Source organism: Bradyrhizobium liaoningense, from assembly GCF_018130825.1.
Classification (GTDB): domain Bacteria; phylum Pseudomonadota; class Alphaproteobacteria; order Rhizobiales; family Xanthobacteraceae; genus Bradyrhizobium; species Bradyrhizobium liaoningense_B.
Genome location: NZ_JAFCJS010000001.1, coordinates 216,689 through 232,564, shown reverse-complemented (window position 1 = coordinate 232,564; position 15,876 = coordinate 216,689). Strand labels below are relative to the sequence as shown.

General features: G+C 64.8%; 18 protein-coding genes. 6 read left to right on the top strand and 12 right to left on the bottom strand.

From position 1 onward, the window contains the following. Window positions 1–66: 66 nt before the first annotated feature. The 4 genes from JQ603_RS01180 to JQ603_RS01165 form a co-directional block, all read right to left on the bottom strand. Complete coding sequence (locus JQ603_RS01180; RefSeq protein WP_212335953.1) at window positions 67–1,206, bottom strand: asparaginase; 1,140 nt, start codon at window positions 1,204–1,206, stop codon at window positions 67–69. 81 nt (window positions 1,207–1,287) lie between these two features. After that, entirely contained in the window at window positions 1,288–2,049 is a 762-nt protein-coding gene (locus JQ603_RS01175; RefSeq protein ID WP_063683133.1) for a slipin family protein, read from the bottom strand. After that, window positions 2,046–3,467, bottom strand: a complete 1,422-nt coding sequence (locus JQ603_RS01170; RefSeq protein WP_212335952.1) for an NfeD family protein — start codon at window positions 3,465–3,467, stop codon at window positions 2,046–2,048. Before JQ603_RS01170 ends, JQ603_RS01175 begins: the two co-directional genes overlap by 4 nt. Window positions 3,468–3,663: 196 nt before the next feature. Beyond that, window positions 3,664–3,918, bottom strand: coding sequence for a tautomerase family protein (locus JQ603_RS01165; protein ID WP_212335951.1), 255 nt, complete (start codon window positions 3,916–3,918; stop codon window positions 3,664–3,666). Window positions 3,919–4,068: 150 nt separating this feature from the next. Between JQ603_RS01165 and JQ603_RS01160 the strand changes: the two genes are divergently transcribed. Continuing rightward, window positions 4,069–5,049 carry a GlxA family transcriptional regulator gene (locus tag JQ603_RS01160; RefSeq protein ID WP_212335950.1) on the top strand — a complete coding sequence of 327 codons (981 nt, stop codon included), beginning with the start codon at window positions 4,069–4,071 and terminating at the stop codon, window positions 5,047–5,049. Between the two features lie 178 nt (window positions 5,050–5,227). Here the strand turns inward: JQ603_RS01160 and JQ603_RS01155 are convergent, their stop codons facing one another. Next, on the bottom strand, window positions 5,228–6,001 hold the full coding sequence (locus JQ603_RS01155) for a gamma-glutamyl-gamma-aminobutyrate hydrolase family protein (RefSeq protein WP_212335949.1): 774 nt from the start codon (window positions 5,999–6,001) through the stop codon (window positions 5,228–5,230). Window positions 6,002–6,284: 283 nt separating this feature from the next. Here JQ603_RS01155 and JQ603_RS01150 point away from each other — a divergent pair, with 283 nt between their 5' ends. Next, entirely contained in the window at window positions 6,285–7,418 is a 1,134-nt protein-coding gene (locus JQ603_RS01150; RefSeq protein ID WP_212335948.1) for an AI-2E family transporter, read from the top strand. A 65-nt stretch (window positions 7,419–7,483) separates the two neighbouring features. On the opposite strand, the gene JQ603_RS01145 is transcribed toward JQ603_RS01150, so the two are convergent. The 6 genes from JQ603_RS01145 to JQ603_RS01120 form a co-directional block, all read right to left on the bottom strand. Then, complete coding sequence (locus tag JQ603_RS01145) at window positions 7,484–7,780, bottom strand: antibiotic biosynthesis monooxygenase family protein (RefSeq protein WP_025036647.1); 297 nt, start codon at window positions 7,778–7,780, stop codon at window positions 7,484–7,486. 100 nt (window positions 7,781–7,880) lie between these two features. Beyond that, entirely contained in the window at window positions 7,881–8,117 is a 237-nt protein-coding gene (locus JQ603_RS01140; RefSeq protein WP_212335947.1) for a hypothetical protein, read from the bottom strand. A 59-nt stretch (window positions 8,118–8,176) separates the two neighbouring features. After that, on the bottom strand, window positions 8,177–9,397 hold the full coding sequence (locus JQ603_RS01135) for a GGDEF domain-containing protein (protein WP_212335946.1): 1,221 nt from the start codon (window positions 9,395–9,397) through the stop codon (window positions 8,177–8,179). 230 nt (window positions 9,398–9,627) lie between these two features. After that, window positions 9,628–10,107, bottom strand: a complete 480-nt coding sequence (gene rpsI, locus JQ603_RS01130) for a 30S ribosomal protein S9 (RefSeq protein WP_018642439.1) — start codon at window positions 10,105–10,107, stop codon at window positions 9,628–9,630. Between the two features lies 1 nt (window position 10,108). Continuing rightward, on the bottom strand, window positions 10,109–10,573 hold the full coding sequence (rplM, locus tag JQ603_RS01125; RefSeq protein WP_018642440.1) for a 50S ribosomal protein L13: 465 nt from the start codon (window positions 10,571–10,573) through the stop codon (window positions 10,109–10,111). Window positions 10,574–10,731: 158 nt separating this feature from the next. Then, window positions 10,732–11,160, bottom strand: coding sequence for a PaaI family thioesterase (locus JQ603_RS01120; protein WP_025036650.1), 429 nt, complete (start codon window positions 11,158–11,160; stop codon window positions 10,732–10,734). 86 nt (window positions 11,161–11,246) lie between these two features. On the opposite strand from JQ603_RS01120, the gene JQ603_RS01115 reads away from it, so the two are divergent. The 4 genes from JQ603_RS01115 to JQ603_RS01100 all read left to right on the top strand — a co-directional run bounded on the left by JQ603_RS01115 (window position 11,247) and on the right by JQ603_RS01100 (window position 14,728). Further along, window positions 11,247–12,071, top strand: coding sequence for an enoyl-CoA hydratase (locus tag JQ603_RS01115; RefSeq protein ID WP_212335945.1), 825 nt, complete (start codon window positions 11,247–11,249; stop codon window positions 12,069–12,071). Window positions 12,072–12,194: 123 nt separating this feature from the next. Then, window positions 12,195–12,779 (top strand): CoA-binding protein, encoded by a 585-nt coding sequence (locus JQ603_RS01110; RefSeq protein WP_018642443.1) that lies wholly within the window; start codon window positions 12,195–12,197, stop codon window positions 12,777–12,779. 129 nt (window positions 12,780–12,908) lie between these two features. After that, a complete protein-coding gene (locus tag JQ603_RS01105; protein ID WP_212335944.1) occupies window positions 12,909–14,189 on the top strand; it encodes an O-acetylhomoserine aminocarboxypropyltransferase in 1,281 nt (426 codons plus the stop codon). Window positions 14,190–14,383: 194 nt separating this feature from the next. Further along, window positions 14,384–14,728 (top strand): hypothetical protein, encoded by a 345-nt coding sequence (locus JQ603_RS01100; RefSeq protein WP_212335943.1) that lies wholly within the window; start codon window positions 14,384–14,386, stop codon window positions 14,726–14,728. Here the strand turns inward: JQ603_RS01100 and JQ603_RS01095 are convergent, their stop codons facing one another. Next, the gene (locus JQ603_RS01095; protein ID WP_212335942.1) at window positions 14,729–15,811 is read right to left on the bottom strand and encodes a COX15/CtaA family protein; all 1,083 of its coding nucleotides are present in this window, start codon (window positions 15,809–15,811) and stop codon (window positions 14,729–14,731) included. Window positions 15,812–15,876: the final 65 nt, after the last annotated feature.

Genomic DNA, 15,876 nt, shown 5'->3' with positions numbered 1-15,876 from the left:
GGTGGGTTACGCCGTACGGATTGCGCTTCGCACAATCCGCACGGCTAACCCACCCTACAAGATATATCACCACGTCGCCGTAAAGGCCTTCTGCAGGTCGGCCGGCGCCGTCACGCCGCTCGCGATCAGCAATTGCGTGAGCACGCGCGCCTTCTGGGGATTGAGATCCTCCGACACCACGAACCCGTTCTTGTCGTCGTCGACCTCGACGTTCCGGGTGACGAAGCCGGAGCGAACCCGCGTCGAGCGGACGACGATGATGCCCTTCTTGGCGGCCGCTTCGAGCGCATCGAGGGCGGACTTGGACGTGTTGCCGTCGCCGACGCCGGCCAGCACGATGCCCTTGGCACCATGGGAAATAGCGTCCTCGATCGGAACGGCATCCATGTTGGCATGCGAGTAGACGATCTCGACGCGCGGCAACTGCTCGCCCGTGGGAAGCTGATAGGTCGCGCGCTTGAAGCCGGCGGCCTGGGTCATGAAACGGATGCCGCCGGCGGTGTCGACATAGCCGATCGGGCCGTCATTGGGGGAGCTGAAGGTCTCGATGCTCGTCGTATTGGTCTTGGTGACCGAGCGCGCGCCCTGAATCTTGTCGTTCAGCACGGCCATCACGCCGCGGCCGCGCGAGCGCGGATCGGCCGCCACCTGCACCGCCTCGTAGAGATTGCCGGGGCCGTCCGCGCTGACGGCCGTCGCCGGCCGCATCGAGCCGACGATCACCACCGGCTTGTCGCCGCGCACAACATTGTCGAGAAAGAACGCGGTCTCCTCGAGCGTATCGGTGCCGTGGGTAATGAGGATGCCGTCGGCTTCGTTCTTGTCGAAGGCCTCCTGGATGCGGCGGGCCAGCGCAAACCAGACCTTGTCGTTCATGTCCTGGGACCCGATCGACGAAATCTGTTCGGCGTTCAGCTTCGCCAGCTTGTCCAGCCCCGGCACCGACGCCATCAGCTGTTCGCCGGTGATCTGGCCGGATTTGTACGCGCCGGTCGCACGCGGGTCGGCCTGGCCCGCGATGGTGCCCCCCGTCGCAAGCACGAGAATGCGCGGCAGGCTGCCGGCCGCAGCGTCCTTGCCCGGCTCTGCGGCGTACGCCGCTGCGCCGATGCCGCCGGACCAGAGTGCGAATGAGATCAGCGGAATGGCGAGCATGAATGTTCGACGTTGGCGACGGCTGGCTCGGCCGGCGGTAGGCTTCGTCATCGAATTGTCCTCCCGTTTAAGTAGGGATCGACATTCGATACGCCCATTAAGGCCGAAGATGGGTCAGCTCGTTGCCAATCGCTACGGGTTGTCCCGCCGCGGCATGAAATGGTCGAGCAGTCCTGTCGGCAGAGGAAAGACGACGGTCGAGGACCGTTCGCCCGCGATGTCGTGCAGAGCCGCAAAATAGCGCAGCTGCATCGCCTGGGGCTCCTGCGCAAGAATCCGGCCGGCTTCGACCAATTTTTCAGCAGCCTGCTGCTCGCCCATCGCATTGATCACCTTGGCCCGCCGCAAGCGCTCCGCCTCAGCCTGTTTGGCAATGGCGCGAACCATGGTTTCGTTGATATCGACGTCCTTGATCTCTATGCCGGTGACCTTGATGCCCCAGACGTCGGTCTGCTTGTCGAGGATCTCCTGGATGTCGGCGTTCAACCTGTCGCGCTCGGCAAGCATCTCGTCGAGCTCGTGCTTGCCGAGGACCGAGCGCAACGTGGTCTGGGCGAGCTGGCTGGTGGCGGCCATGTAGTCGCCGACCTTGATGATGGCACGTTCGGGGTCGACGATGCGGAAGTACAGAACGGCGTTGACCTTGACGGAGACGTTGTCCCGGGAAATCACGTCCTGCGGCGGCACGACCTGCACCATCACCCGGAGATCGACCTTGACGAGTTGCTGCACGACCGGAATGAGGAGGATGAGGCCCGGTCCTTTCACGCCGGTGAAGCGGCCGAGTGTAAAGATGACGCCACGCTCGTATTCGCGCAGGATTCGAATGGCCTGGGATAGAAACATGATGACAAGCAGCGCAAGCGCCGCATAAGTCAGATATTCCAGCATCATGATGGACCTCCCTCGCCGGTTCGGGCTGGTGCGCGCCGTATCAGCAGCGTCAGGTCGATGACGCTCGCGACTTCGGCCATCTCTCCGGGCTTGAACGTTTCGGCACCGCGCGCCTGCCAGCGCTCACCATGGGCGAACACATGACCCTCGTTCCCGTTCCAGTCGAGAACCTCCGCAGGCAAGCCTCGCATGGCCTTCGCGCCGACCAGTGCAGGAGCCGAGCGGACGCGCCGAAGTGAACCGAGCACGACGAGCGCGAAGCCGGTGAACACGGCCGCAGTGATGCCGATCACCCACCACGACAGCTGGTAGCCGGGCGCCTCGCCCCTGACAAGCATCAAGGCTCCCAGCACGAAAGCGATGATTCCTCCGAGACCGACGACCACGGTCGGGTTGAAGGCTTCGATCGTGAGAAGCACGAGCCCGACCAGCATCAGCGCGAAGCCGGCATAGTTGACCGGCAGCAGATTAAGCGCATAGAGGCCGATCAACAGACAGATCGCGCCGACGACTCCCGGGGCGACGGCACCGGGAGACATGAATTCGAAGATCAGGCCGTAGATGCCGATCATCAGGAGAATGAACGCCACGTTCGGATCGGTGATGACCGCCAGGAAGCGCGATATCCGTCCGGGGTCGACGGCTTCAACGACGGCATCCCTGGTCGCGAGGCGTTGCGTCTTGCCGCCTGCAACCTCCACCACACGGCCGTCGAGCTGCCTCAGCAATTCAGCCTGATCGCGCGCGACGAGATCGATGGCATGAGCTTCCAGCGCGCCGTTGGCAGAGAGTGTGGCAGCCTCTCGGACCGCCTTCTCCCCCCAGTCCGCATTGCGGCCGCGCAGCTCCGCAAGGCTGCGGATGAAAGCAACCGCATCATTGGTCGCCTTCGCCGTCATAGGATCCTTGAGCTGATCCTTGGAATGATCCTTGGGCTCGCTCTGCTGGTCACCGTCCTTCTTGTCCTTTCCGCCCTTGTCCGGCGCACCGCTCGGCAGCCCCGGCAGCGGCCCGCCAATCTGCACCGGCGTCGCCGCACCAATATTGGTACCTGGCGCCATCGCCGCGATGTGGGTCGCATAAAGGATATAGGTCCCCGCACTCGCCGCGTGGGCGCCGGAAGGAGCGACATAGCCGATAACAGGGATGGGCGAGGCGAGCACATCCGCGATGATCTCGCGCATGCTGGAATTGAGGCCGCCGGGCGTGTTCATTCTCAGAAGCACGACCTCGGCGCGCCGTTCACTCGCCTTGGCCAAAGCCTCCTTCACGTAGCTGGCCGACGCCGGGCCAATGGCCCCGTCGATCGAAACGATCAGTGCAACACGCCCGCTCTCCTCCGCTGAGCTGGGAAGGAGGCAGCAGGTCAAAGCCACGACGGTGATCGCCGCAACGAGGGCCGCCTTCATGGTCTGCACGGCAAGGGCTCCCTTGCAGAGGATATGGTGTTCCTCTCGAGAACCTCAATGCTGCGCGCGGAGACCCAACGTCGCGATTGTGCGACGCAATGGGGAATGGCCATGCAGGATGGCGATGTGATCCGTTGAGCGGCGGCAGTGGCGGACCATGCCTTGGGGACAGGCCTTGGGCTGATCCGCCCCGCGCCAGGCGCTGCTACCGTGCCACCCTCACGCCATCGGCTCCGATCGCGCCGAACGTGCTTGCGATGATCTCGCTCGTCGGCTGCATGCCGCCGAGCGACCAGTGCGAGGGCTCCTGCTCCTCGATCCGGACCCAGACGTTGCGGCGGAAATCCGCACTGCCCTGCCCTTCGACCTCGACCATCAGGTCGGTGATCCGCTCGAGCAGCGTCTTCTTCTGTGCGGCGTCCAGGATGCCGCGGACGGTGGAAATGGTGATGTAAGGCATGTCTCTCTCCAATCATGTCGGGTGACGACGCGGCGAATTTGGACCCGGCAGGCCCGGCAAGGCAGTGGCGGATAAGCCAGAGATCGGGCAATTTCCGCCACGCGCGGGCGCGGCGATCGGCTAGGATCGCCGCATCCTGCTGGAGGTCCCATGAAGCTCGCAATTCTCGCGCTGGAAGGTTGCATGCATTCGGCGATCGCCGGCGTCGCCGACGTGCTGTCGCTCGCCAATCATGTGATGCAGCAAGGCGGCGCAAAATCGCGCTTCACCTGGCAGACGCTGTCGCTCGACGGCCGGGCCGTGCGCGCCGGCGGCGGCCAGATGGTCGCGGTCGACGGCGCGATCGGCAAACGCGGCAGCTTCGATGCGATCCTCGTCCCCGGCAACCTCGTCGATCACGTCACGGCCGCGCGGCTAAAGCCGCAATATGCCCGTGCCGGCGCCTGGCTGCGGCAACAGCATGCAAACGGCCGCCTGATCGGCGCCTTTTGCAGCGGCGTCTTCCTGCTCGCAGGCGCCGGCCTGCTCGATAACCGCCGCGCCACCATCACCTGGTGGCTGCAAGGCGAGCTGCGGCAGCGGCATCCCTCGATCGACCTCGCTGCCGACGCCGTCATCACCGCGACCGACCGCATCGTCTGTGCGGCCGGACCAATGTCGTGGGTCGATCTGCTGCTCAGGCTGATCGAGATGGTGGATGGGAAAGAAATTGCCAAACTCTGCGCGGACTATGTCGTGATCGACACCGCGCAGCGCACCCAGTCGATCTTCATGCCCGTCGGCTATCTGCTGTCGCAGGACCCGCTGCTGACCCGGGCCGACCTTCTGGTTCGCCGCACCGGCAAAAGCCCGATGACGGTCAAGCGCCTCGCGAATGCGCTCGGCCTCAGCGAGCGCACGCTGAACCGCAAGTTTCAGGAGCTGACGCACGAGCCGCCGCAGGCCTTCATCATGCGCCGCCGCGTCGAGCATGCGCGCACGCTCCTGGAGACGACGACGCAGCCGGTCAAGACCATCGCCCGCGCGGCCGGCTACGAGGACGAGAGCAGCTTTCGCAAGGCGTTCCGCAAGCTGACCCTGATGTCGCCGCAGGCGTATCGCGCGCGGCGGATACCGGCGACGACGAGTTAGTGTTCGCCTTCGCGCCGTCAGCCTTCGTTCTGCATCTGACTCCACTTCGTTCTCAAAGAACAAATCAGAGCCGCGAAAATCAGCGCGGACCAATTCCTACTGATTGGTTTATCTCGTCCGAATTTCGAGCGCGCGATTGCTTCGCTCCGCTCGCAATGACGGCGGGATGAGAGTTTGCCTACGCCGCCGCCTTCTGCCGCGCCACCAGTGCTTCGCCGAAAGCCTCGAACAGCTTGCGGTTGATGGGATTGTGCTGCGGGTCGTATTCGGCATGCCATTGCACGCCGAGCGCAAAGGTCGGGGCCTCCGCGATGCGGATCGCCTCGATGGTGCCGTCCTCGGCGATACCCTCGATCAGCACCCGCTTGCCGGGGTCCAGGATGCCCTGGCCGTGCAGCGAATTGACCCTGATCTTCTCGCAGCCGAGAATCTTTGCGAAGGCGCCTCCCGGCGTCAGGTCGACGTCGTGGCGGTCGGCGAACACCACGGTCGGATCGGGATGGATCTCGCCGTTCTCGAGCCGGGGCATGCGGTGGTTCATGCGGCCCGGGATCTCGCGGATTTCGGGATGCAGCGAGCCGCCGAAGGCGACATTCATCTCCTGGAGGCCGCGACAGATGCCGAACAGCGGCACGCCCCGGGCAACGCAGGCGACCGAGAGCGCCAGCGCCACCTCGTCGCGATGGATGTCGTAGGGTTCGTGCTTCTCGCAGGGATCGACGTTGAAACGGGTCGGATGCACGTTGGCCCGGGCGCCCGTGAGGATGATGCCGTCGACGGTATCGAGCAGCGCCCCGATGTCCGTGATATCGGGGGAGCCCGCGAACATCACCGGCAAGCCGCCGGAGACCTCGGCCACGGCGCGCAAATTGCGCTCGCCGACCATCTGGACCTGAAATCGATTCTCGACGCGATGGGCATTCCCGATCACGCCGACGACCGGCTTTCTCATCTGTCCTTCCGACCTCCCGCGTTAAGAAGATTCTCCAAACATGCCCCTGGCATGGAACAAATTCAACCGAAGGGATCGCGGGACGGCAATGCTATTTTCGCGCAAATGGCGGGCCCAATGCGCGGATATGGCCCCTTTTGGTGCCCGGGGCGTTGATGCTTTCAGGCCGGACGCGTCAAATCGGCACCAGGCCGGCACCAAGCCCACACTTGGACCCGGCTTGATCCCCGCTGGAATTTCGCGAAAGAGTGGCCGCCTGCAGCGTTCCCGAAAAGGACCCGATGTGACCATTTCCAGAGAAGAACGGCCCCGGACCCGCACCGATCAGGCCTGGGCGATCTCGGTCGGCGGCATCGGCGTCGTTCTGTTCACCGCGCTCTTGGTCTTCACCTGGCACTTTGCGGCCACCCTGCTCCTGATCTTCACCGGCATGCTGCTCGGCGTCGGCCTCAACGCCCTGACCAATGCGCTCGGACGGCGCGTTCACCTGCCACATACGATGCGGCTCGCGATCGTCTGCCTCGTCCTTGCGGTGCTGCTCGCCGGCGTTGCCTATCTCGGCGGCGCCACCATCGCCGAGCAGGCCTCCCTGCTCAGCAAGACCATCAAGTCGCAGATCACCAACGTCCGGTCCTTCCTGGAGAACCACGGCATCGACACCAGCGTGTTCGATCTCGGCAATGCCGCGCCTGCGGCCTCAACCGACGAGACGTCGGCGCCCGCCCCGAGCCCCAGTTCCCACGGCGGCCTACCGGGCGCGGGCGCGCTTGCCTCCAGCGGCGGGGCGATCGTAAGCCAGACCTTCAAGCTGCTGTTCGGCGCGATCAGCGCCGTCGGCAACATCTTCATCGTGCTGTTTCTGGGGCTCGCCTTCGCCGCCCAGCCCGCCGTCTATCACGACGGCCTGCTGTTCCTCGCGCCTGCGAAGTATCGCACCCGCGTCGCGCTCATCATCGATCGGACGGCGGAGACGCTTGAGCGCTGGCTGATCGCACAGATCATCGTCATGATCGCGGTTGGCGTCGTAACCTGGATCGGGCTCGCCATCATCGGCATTCCCGGCTCGTTCATCCTGGGGATTCAGGCCGGCCTGCTCGCTTTCATCCCGACCGTCGGCGCCATCATCGCCGGCGTCGTCGTGGTGCTGGCGAGCCTCGCCTCGGGCTGGATCCCGGCGCTGTCGGCCTTTCTGCTCTTCATGGGCGTGCACGCCATGGAGAGTTACGTGCTGACGCCGCTGCTGCAGCGGCAGGCGCTCGACATCCCGCCAGCCACGCTGTTCGCGTTCCAGATCCTGCTCGGCGTCGTGTTCGGAATCTGGGGCCTCGCGCTGGCGCTCCCGCTGGTCGCCATCGCCAAGGTCATGATCGACCATTTCAAGACGTATGAGGCGCCTCCTCTGGCGGAGGCGGCGTAGAGCATGGTCCGGAAAAGTGCGCAGCGGTTTTCCGAAAAGATCATGCTCCAGAAATAGAGCCTGCCTTACGTGGTCAGCACGGTCTCGGTGTGCTCGACCTCCGGCGGCGCTGCAAAATACTGGCCGACGAGGCCGCGCCATTCGGTGAAATTCTCCGAGCCGCGGAAATCGACGGTGTGGTTTTCCAGCGTCGCCCACTTCACCATCAGCCGGTAACGCTGCGGCTTCTCGATCGACTTGTGCAGCTCGAAGCCGTGAAAACCCTTGGAGCGGCCGAAGGCGGCCTTGGCCTTGGCGACGGCGGCCTCAAAATCCTTCTCGCTGCCCGGCTTGACGTCGATTTGCGCGATCTCGGTGATCATCGGTTTCCACCCTTTTGTTTGATGGCCGTGTCTACCGCAGACCGCCGCAAAGAAAAAGGCGCCGAAACGGCGCCCTGGTGGAGCAAAAATGCGGGCGCTGTCAGGCGAACAGCAGAACCGTGCCCGCCACGATCAGCGCGCAACCGATGAAAAGAGCCAGCGGCCAGTAGCTGCGGCCTTGCGTATAGCGCCCCTGCGCACGGCGCGCGGTGATCAGCGCGGTCTCGTATTCGTCCGCGGTCGAGAACAGGCAGGCGAAGCCGCCGCGTGCCGAGGCTGCTTGCGCTTCGAGCGACATCAGGGCGGCCTGCGGGTTCTGTCGACGGATCGATTCCATGACCGCAATGGTAGGGATCGATTGGTAAACAGCGGATTACCGCAGGGCCGCCCTCGAGCTTACGCCGTGACCGGACGCGCCTGCGGCGCACCGACCCGCGCGGCGCTCTGGCGGCGCCAGTTCTCCAGCGACAGCGGCAGCTCCTCCGCCGCCTCGACGCGGTTACGGCCGCCGCGCTTGGCCTGGTAGAGCGCGGTGTCGGCCGAGGCCAAGAGCACCTCGAGCTCGGTGCCGGCCGGACCGCCGGCAACGCCGATGCTGACGGTGGTGTCGACCGGGCCTTCATCGACCACGACGCCGGAGGTCTCGAACGCCTCGCGCACGCGCTCGGCCACGAGCACGCCCTCCTCCAGCGCACACGGCAGGAGCGCGGCGAACTCCTCGCCGCCGATGCGGCCCGAGAGGTCGGAGATGCGCAGATTGTTGACGACGACGGTCGAGAACAGTCTCAGCATCTCGTCGCCGGCGGGATGGCCGAAGCGGTCGTTGATCGACTTGAAGTGGTCGATGTCGAAGATCATCACGGTGACGGGCCGTCCGGCCTTGGCCTCCCGATCGATCACGCGGCCGCAGGCTTCGGAGAAGCCGCGGCGATTGAGCATGCCGGTGAGCGGATCGGTCGACGCCGCGGTCCGGTGCGCGGTGACGGTGCGCTCCGAGACCAGCATGAAGATCACGAAGACGGTGCCGACGGCGTAGAGCACGAGCTCGACCGCGAACACGGTGACCCAGATGCTCGACGAGAAGCCGGCATCGTGCGGGCGCAGGAAGCTGCCGATCAGGATCGGCAGCATCAGCACGCAGCCGTGCATGACAGGCACGACGAAGGCCGGCCAGCGCCGCTGCAGGCTCTTGCGCCGCTCGACCCAGAGCTCGCTCGCCGTCACCGCCGCGTACACCGAGACGATGCCGGCGCCGATGATCATGCGCAGCATGGACGCCGTGGGATCGAGCAGCGTCACGGCGGCGACCCAGGCGAGCGCGCCGAGCACGAGGCCGGGCCAGTTCGGCTTGCGCCCGTGGAAGACGCGCGCAGCATTCCACACCATGCCGCAGGCCACGAAGCCGACGGCATTTAACGCCAGATAGAGATGCGGCCCCAGCCTCTCGCCGGCCGCCGTCCACAGTGCGACGGAGGCGGCGCCGAGCAGATAGGCGGTGCCCCACCATTTCAGCGCAGGACTGTTCTCCTGCTTGCCGAAGAACACCATCATGGCGCCGAGCAGTGCGGCAACCATGGTGGCAACCAAATAGAGCGTGATGCTATCGAGCGACATCATGTCGGCCCCCTTGAAAACATAGCAGTTACGCGATCGGCACATCCGATTTGCGCGCCCTTCCGAATGCGACGCTATGGCCCGCGGGTTCCATTCAGGTTTTCGCGCGTCCGCAAGTTTTCCGGAAACTCGTCGTCAATTTGCATACAAACGAACAATAAAAAGGGCGCTGAAAATCAGCGCCCTTTTGCATCTCATTGAAGCCGCTTTCGCGGCGAATGCGACCGAAGCGATTAACGCTTCGAGAACTGGAAGGACCGGCGGGCCTTGGCCTTGCCGTACTTCTTACGCTCGACCACGCGCGAGTCGCGGGTGAGGAAGCCGCCCTTCTTGAGCACGGAGCGCAGCTCCGGCTCGAAATAGGTGAGCGCCTTGGAGATGCCGTGACGGACCGCGCCGGCCTGGCCGGACAGACCGCCGCCGGCGACGGTGCAGATCACGTCGTACTGGCCCGAACGCTGGGCCACCGAGAACGGCTGCTCGATCATCATGCGCAGCACGGGACGGGCGAAATAGACCTCGACCTCGCGCGAGTTGACGGTGACCTTGCCGGCGCCCGGCTTGATCCACACGCGAGCGACCGCGTCCTTGCGCTTGCCGGTGGCATAGGCGCGGTTGAACTTGTCGACCTTCTTCTCGTGCTTGGGCGCCTCGGGCGCCGCCGCCGTCTTGAGCTGCGAGAGCTGGTCGAGCGACTGGATGGATTCGGCCATGTTATGCGGCCCTCGTGTTCTTGCGGTTCAACTTGGCGATATCGATCTTCTCGGGCTGCTGCGCCTCGTGCGGATGATCGGCGCCGCCGTAAACACGGAGGTTGCCCATCTGCACGCGACCGAGCGGACCACGCGGGATCATGCGCTCGACGGCCTTCTCGAGCACGCGCTCGGGATGACGACCCTCGAGGATCTGGCGCGCGGTGCGCTCCTTGACGTGGCCGACATAGCCGGTGTGCTTGTAGTAGGTCTTCTGCTCGCGCTTGCGACCGGTGAGGACCGCATGCTGCGCGTTGATGATGATGACGTTGTCGCCGCAATCAACGTGCGGGGTGTAGGTCGGGAGGTGCTTGCCGCGCAGGCGCATGGCGACGATGGTGGCGAGACGGCCGACGACCAGACCCTTGGCGTCGATCAGCACCCACTTCTTCGTCACCTCGGCCGGCTTTGCCGAAAAGGTTTTCATGTCAGAGTTTCCGTGGACGGGGAGCATCGGCGCGAACACCGCGCCGGACTGCGCGGGTTTCTAGAGAAGAGACGCGCAACGGTCAATGCTACACGACGGAAATTACTTAAGCAAAATCAACAATTTAAAAATATGGTGCTATATTACCTGCAAAAAGCTCAAACATTTGGAATGGAATAGGTCGAGGTGACATGGGCGATCGGATCGGGTGAGGTCCCGGACAACAGGTTCACCTCCCCGACCGCCAGGCGCTTGCCGAGCTTGAGCAGCCGGGCCTCGGCCAGCACATCCTGCCCGGGCTGGCCCTTGCGCAGGAAATTGATGTTGAGATTGGTGGTGACCGCGAGCCCGATCGGCCCGATCGCGGACAGCAGCACCACGTACATCGCGAAATCGGCCAGCGCCATCAGCGTCGGGCCCGACACGGTTCCACCCGGCCGCAGCATCCTTTCGCTGTAGCGCTGGCGCAAAAGGCTGGTCTGGCCGTCCGCGCTCTCGATCGTGATGTCGTCGCCGCTGAAGGCCTGGGGAAACTCGTCACGGAGAAACTGCTCGAGCTCCGCCACGCTCATTTTCGCTAACGCCATGCCGTTCCCCACCCTCGCTTCGCTTGCCCTGGTACATTAAGTTATTGGTGTCATCCAATTGCAATCATTCCACGGAAGTCGCGTCAATGTCCGTCCAGGCCGCCCGCGCCCCCTCCCCGCAACCGCAGATCCTGCTGCGTGAGACCATTGGCCCCATCGCGGTCCTGACGCTCAACCGCCCGGCTGCGCGCAACAGCCTGTCGGCGGCGATGATCGCGGCCCTGCATGCCGAGCTCAACGAGATCCGCGACGACAAGGCCGTCCGCGGCGTGGTGATCGCGGCCAACGGTCCCGCCTTCTCCGCCGGCCACGACATGAAGGAACTGACCGCGCGCCGCGCTGACCCGGACCGTGGCCGCGCCTTCTTCGCCGAGATGATGAATGCCTGTAGCGCGATGATGCAGGCGGTCGTGCATCTGCCCAAGCCCGTGGTCGCCGCCGTCCAGGGCATCGCGACCGCGGCCGGCTGCCAGCTGGTTGCGAGCTGCGATCTCGCGATCGCATCGGAGGACGCGAAGTTCGCGACGCCCGGTGTCGATATCGGCCTGTTCTGCTCGACGCCGATGGTGGCGCTGTCGCGCAACGTGCCGCGCAAGCAGGCGATGGAGATGCTGCTGACGGGCGAGCCTGTCACGGCCGACCGCGCCCGCGAGATCGGGCTCGTCAATCGCGTCGTGCCTGCCGGCACCGAACTCGGCGCCGCGATCGAGCTCGCGCAACAGGTCGCGCTCAAATCCGCCTATACCGTCAAGCTCGGCAAGGAGGCCTTCTACCGCCAGGCCGAAATGAGCCTTGCGGACGCCTATCGCTATGCCGCAGAGGTGATGACCGAGAACATGATGGCGCGCGACGCCGAGGAAGGCATCGGCGCCTTCATCGAGAAGCGCACGCCGACATGGCGGGATGAGTAGTCAACTCCTCATCCTGAGGAGCCGCGGAACGCGGCGTCTCGAAGGATAGAGGCCCGACTGCGGCTTCATGGTTCGAGACGCGCGTGCCGCGCTCCTCACCATGAGGGTCAGAGAAAGAAAAAGATGAACCACGACGCCTATCCCGACAATTACATCCGCGGCATCCTCAACAGCGTGAAGTCGATCGCGATGGTCGGCGCCTCGCCGGTCAACGTGCGGCCGAGCTATTTCGCGTTCAAATATCTGGCACAGCGCGGCTACGACATGATCCCGATCAATCCGGGCCATGTCGGCAAGGATCTGCTCGGCAAGCCGTTCGTCGCCTCGCTGTCGGACATCGGCCGTCCCGTCGACATGATCGACATTTTTCGCAACTCCAGCCACATCATGCCTGTCGTAGAGGAAGCCCTCACGCTCGATCCGCTGCCGAAGGTGATCTGGATGCAGCTCGGCGCACGCGACGATGCTGCGGCGGCGAAAGCGGAATCGGTTGGTATCAAGGTGGTCATGAACCGCTGCCCCAAGATCGAATATGGCCGCCTGTCCTCTGAAATCTCCTGGATGGGCGTGAATTCGCGCACGCTCAGCTCCAAGCGTGCGCCGGCACCGACACAGGGCATGCGGCTATCCCTCAATCGGATGAGCGTCGGCGGCGGCGATACCGCAGCATCGGATCGCGCGGCGAAAAACAAGACCGAGCAAAGCTGACGCAATAAATTTCCGCCTCTGCGAACGTGACAATGCGTAGCGTCGAGCTGTGAAGCGGCGGCTTGACGACAGCCGCGGCGCCGATCAGCATGCCGCGCGATTTCAGACCACAAGAACAGGACGCCCTCAATGAGCGATCGCCTTCCGGGATTTTCAACCCTCGCCGTGCATGCCGGTGCACAGCCCGATCCGACCACCGGCGCGCGCGCGACTCCGATTTATCAAACGACATCATTTGTCTTCAACGACGCCGATCACGCCGCCTCGCTGTTCGGCCTGCAGGCGTTCGGCAACATCTACACCCGCATCGGCAACCCGACCAACGCCGTGCTGGAAGAGCGCGTCGCCGCGCTCGAAGGCGGCACGGCTGCGCTGGCGGTGGCCTCGGGCCATGCCGCGCAGGTCGTGGTGTTGCAGCAATTGCTGCAGCCCGGCGACGAGTTCATCGCCGCGCGAAAGCTCTATGGCGGCTCGATCAACCAGTTCACGCACGCGTTCAAGAGCTTTGGCTGGAACGTGGTGTGGGCCGACCCTGATGACATCGCAAGCTTCGAGCGCGCGGTGACGCCGCGCACCAAGGCGATCTTCATCGAGTCCATCGCCAACCCCGCCGGCAGCATCACCGACATCGAGGCGATCTCGACGGTCGCGCGCAAGGCGGGCGTGCCGCTGATCGTCGACAACACGCTCGCTTCGCCCTACCTCATTCGCCCGATCGACCACGGCGCCGACATCGTCGTGCACTCGCTGACGAAATTTTTGGGCGGCCACGGCAATTCGCTCGGCGGCATCATCGTCGATGCCGGCACCTTCGACTGGTCGACGGGGGGCAAATACCCGATGCTGTCGGAGCCGCGGCCGGAATATCACGGCATCCGCCTGCAGGAGACCTTTGGCAATTTCGCCTTCGCGATCGCCTGCCGCGTGCTCGGCCTGCGCGACCTTGGACCGGCGCTCTCGCCGTTCAACGCCTTCATGATCCTGACCGGCATCGAGACGTTGCCGCTGCGCATGCAGAAGCACTGCGACAACGCCAAGGCGGTCGCCGAATTCCTCGCCGGCCATCCGGCGGTGGCCTCGGTGAGCTATGCGGGCCTGCCGAGCGACAAGTACAACCAGCTCGCGCGCAAATATGCGCCAAAGGGCGCGGGCGCGGTGTTCACCTTCAGCCTGAAGGGCGGCTATGACGCCGGCGTCAGCCTGGTGTCGAAGTTGCAGCTGTTCTCGCACCTCGCCAATGTCGGCGACACCCGCTCGCTGGTGATCCATCCGGCCTCGACCACCCACAGCCAGCTCGACGACGCCGCGAAGGTGAAGTCCGGCGCGGGCCCCGACGTGGTGCGGCTTTCGATCGGCATCGAGGACAAGGAAGATCTGATCGCCGACCTGGAGCAGGCGCTGGGGGCTTAGCTTCCGGTCGTTCCGGGGCGCGCAAAGCGCGAATCCGGAACCTCAAGATTGTCTGGTCATCTCTAGATCCGGGTTCGGTGCTGCGCACCGCCCCGGAATGACGGCGGCCGTTTCGGCCGCCGTCAGTTAACAGTCATTAACCATATCTGCCGCATACATCGTCCTTGGATCGCCCCTTTGATTCGGAGCCGACGATGCTGCGCTGGATGGTACCTGCCCTTGCGGCGATGCTGACGGTTTCAGGCGCGCTCGCCGCCGATCTGCCGGCGACGGCAATGCGGCGCGCTGCCGTGCCGCCGCAGGACCCGCCACAGGTCTATGTCGAGACCGATCCGGATGCGCTGATCTCGCCGGCCTATGGCATCGGCAGCTACATCCGCAACCTGCCGGGCACGCCGCTCCTGCCCGGCTCCAGCACCTTGCCGGGCTATTACGGCCGGCCCTGGAGCTACGATTATCAGGGCCCGTATTACGGGGGGAAGCAGGTCGATTATTTCTGGCGCCTGCCCTACGCGTGCGGCGTCTACGGTTATTGCTGATCAGCCGGGCTGGCTGACAGGAACCGCGCGCGGCTGCGCTTGCGCAGACTGTCGCGAGGCCAGCCGCTCGACCTGCATCACCGCGAGCGTGAGCACCACGATCGCCATCGCCTGGTGCGAAAGCGCAAGGTCGATCGGCACCTGGTTGAGCAGCGTGAGGATGCCGAGCACGGCCTGCACGCTGACCGCCGCGAACAGCCAGAGCGCGCCGCCAGCCGCGGCACCCGCGCGCGAACGCACCGCATCGAACGCATGCAACGCCGCCAGCACGAACAGCAAATAGGCCGTCATGCGATGCTCGAACTGCACGGTCAGCACGTTGTCGAACATGTTGCGCCACCACGGCGTCTCGAACCACAGCCGCTCGGCCGAGGGAATGAACGCACCGTCGATCTGCGGCCAGGTATTGTAGGCGCGCCCGGCGCGCAGGCCCGCGACCAGCGCACCGAAATAGATCTGCACGAAGGTCACGACGAGGAGCAGCGCGCTGGTGAACCGCAGCCGCGCGGGCGCGGCGATCTGCCGCCGCTCCTTGAGCCGCCGCACCGTCCAGACGATGCCGGCGAAGATCAGCAGCGCCAGCACCAGATGCGTCGCCAGCCGGTATTGCGAGACCTCGACCCGCTCCGTCAGGCCCGAGGCCACCATCCACCAGCCGACCGCACCCTGCAGCCCGCCGAGCGCGAACAGCAGCCACAGGCGCCGCTTCAGCTCACCCGACAGGCCGCCGCGCCAGAGGAAGAACAGGAACGGCAGCAGATAGGCGACGCCGATGAAGCGGCCGAGCAGCCGGTGGCTCCATTCCCACCAGAAGATCTCCTTGAACTCGGACAGGCTCATGCCCGCGTTGAGCTCACGATATTGCGGGATCTTCTTGTAGGCCTCGAACGCCTCGGTCCACTGCGTCTCCGAAAGCGGCGGAACGCTGCCCGTGACCGGCTTCCATTCGACGATCGACAGGCCGGATTCCGTCAGCCGCGTCGCCCCGCCGACCAGCACCATCAGCGCGATCAGAGCGGCCACGGAGATCAGCCACCAGCGCACGGCGCGGTGCGGCTCGGACGGGGTGGAAATCATCGTCATTTCAAGGACAAAACCAAGCCTGTGCCTAAGAGACTTGAACCGGACTGCGTGCCCCTTATAGTCCC

Coding starts and splice junctions, on each gene's coding strand:
- JQ603_RS01175 (WP_063683133.1), bottom strand. CDS start 2,049: ATGATGCTGGAATATCTGACTTATGCGGCGCTTGCGCTGCTTGTCATC.
- rpsI (WP_018642439.1), bottom strand. CDS start 10,107: ATGGCCGAATCCATCCAGTCGCTCGACCAGCTCTCGCAGCTCAAGACG.
- JQ603_RS01105 (WP_212335944.1), top strand. CDS start 12,909: ATGAGCGATCGCCTTCCGGGATTTTCAACCCTCGCCGTGCATGCCGGT.
- JQ603_RS01100 (WP_212335943.1), top strand. CDS start 14,384: ATGCTGCGCTGGATGGTACCTGCCCTTGCGGCGATGCTGACGGTTTCA.
- JQ603_RS01145 (WP_025036647.1), bottom strand. CDS start 7,780: ATGATCACCGAGATCGCGCAAATCGACGTCAAGCCGGGCAGCGAGAAG.
- JQ603_RS01140 (WP_212335947.1), bottom strand. CDS start 8,117: ATGGAATCGATCCGTCGACAGAACCCGCAGGCCGCCCTGATGTCGCTC.
- JQ603_RS01120 (WP_025036650.1), bottom strand. CDS start 11,160: ATGGCGTTAGCGAAAATGAGCGTGGCGGAGCTCGAGCAGTTTCTCCGT.
- JQ603_RS01180 (WP_212335953.1), bottom strand. CDS start 1,206: ATGACGAAGCCTACCGCCGGCCGAGCCAGCCGTCGCCAACGTCGAACA.
- JQ603_RS01165 (WP_212335951.1), bottom strand. CDS start 3,918: ATGCCTTACATCACCATTTCCACCGTCCGCGGCATCCTGGACGCCGCA.
- JQ603_RS01135 (WP_212335946.1), bottom strand. CDS start 9,397: ATGATGTCGCTCGATAGCATCACGCTCTATTTGGTTGCCACCATGGTT.
- JQ603_RS01155 (WP_212335949.1), bottom strand. CDS start 6,001: ATGAGAAAGCCGGTCGTCGGCGTGATCGGGAATGCCCATCGCGTCGAG.
- JQ603_RS01110 (WP_018642443.1), top strand. CDS start 12,195: ATGAACCACGACGCCTATCCCGACAATTACATCCGCGGCATCCTCAAC.
- JQ603_RS01115 (WP_212335945.1), top strand. CDS start 11,247: ATGTCCGTCCAGGCCGCCCGCGCCCCCTCCCCGCAACCGCAGATCCTG.
- JQ603_RS01160 (WP_212335950.1), top strand. CDS start 4,069: ATGAAGCTCGCAATTCTCGCGCTGGAAGGTTGCATGCATTCGGCGATC.
- JQ603_RS01095 (WP_212335942.1), bottom strand. CDS start 15,811: ATGACGATGATTTCCACCCCGTCCGAGCCGCACCGCGCCGTGCGCTGG.
- rplM (WP_018642440.1), bottom strand. CDS start 10,573: ATGAAAACCTTTTCGGCAAAGCCGGCCGAGGTGACGAAGAAGTGGGTG.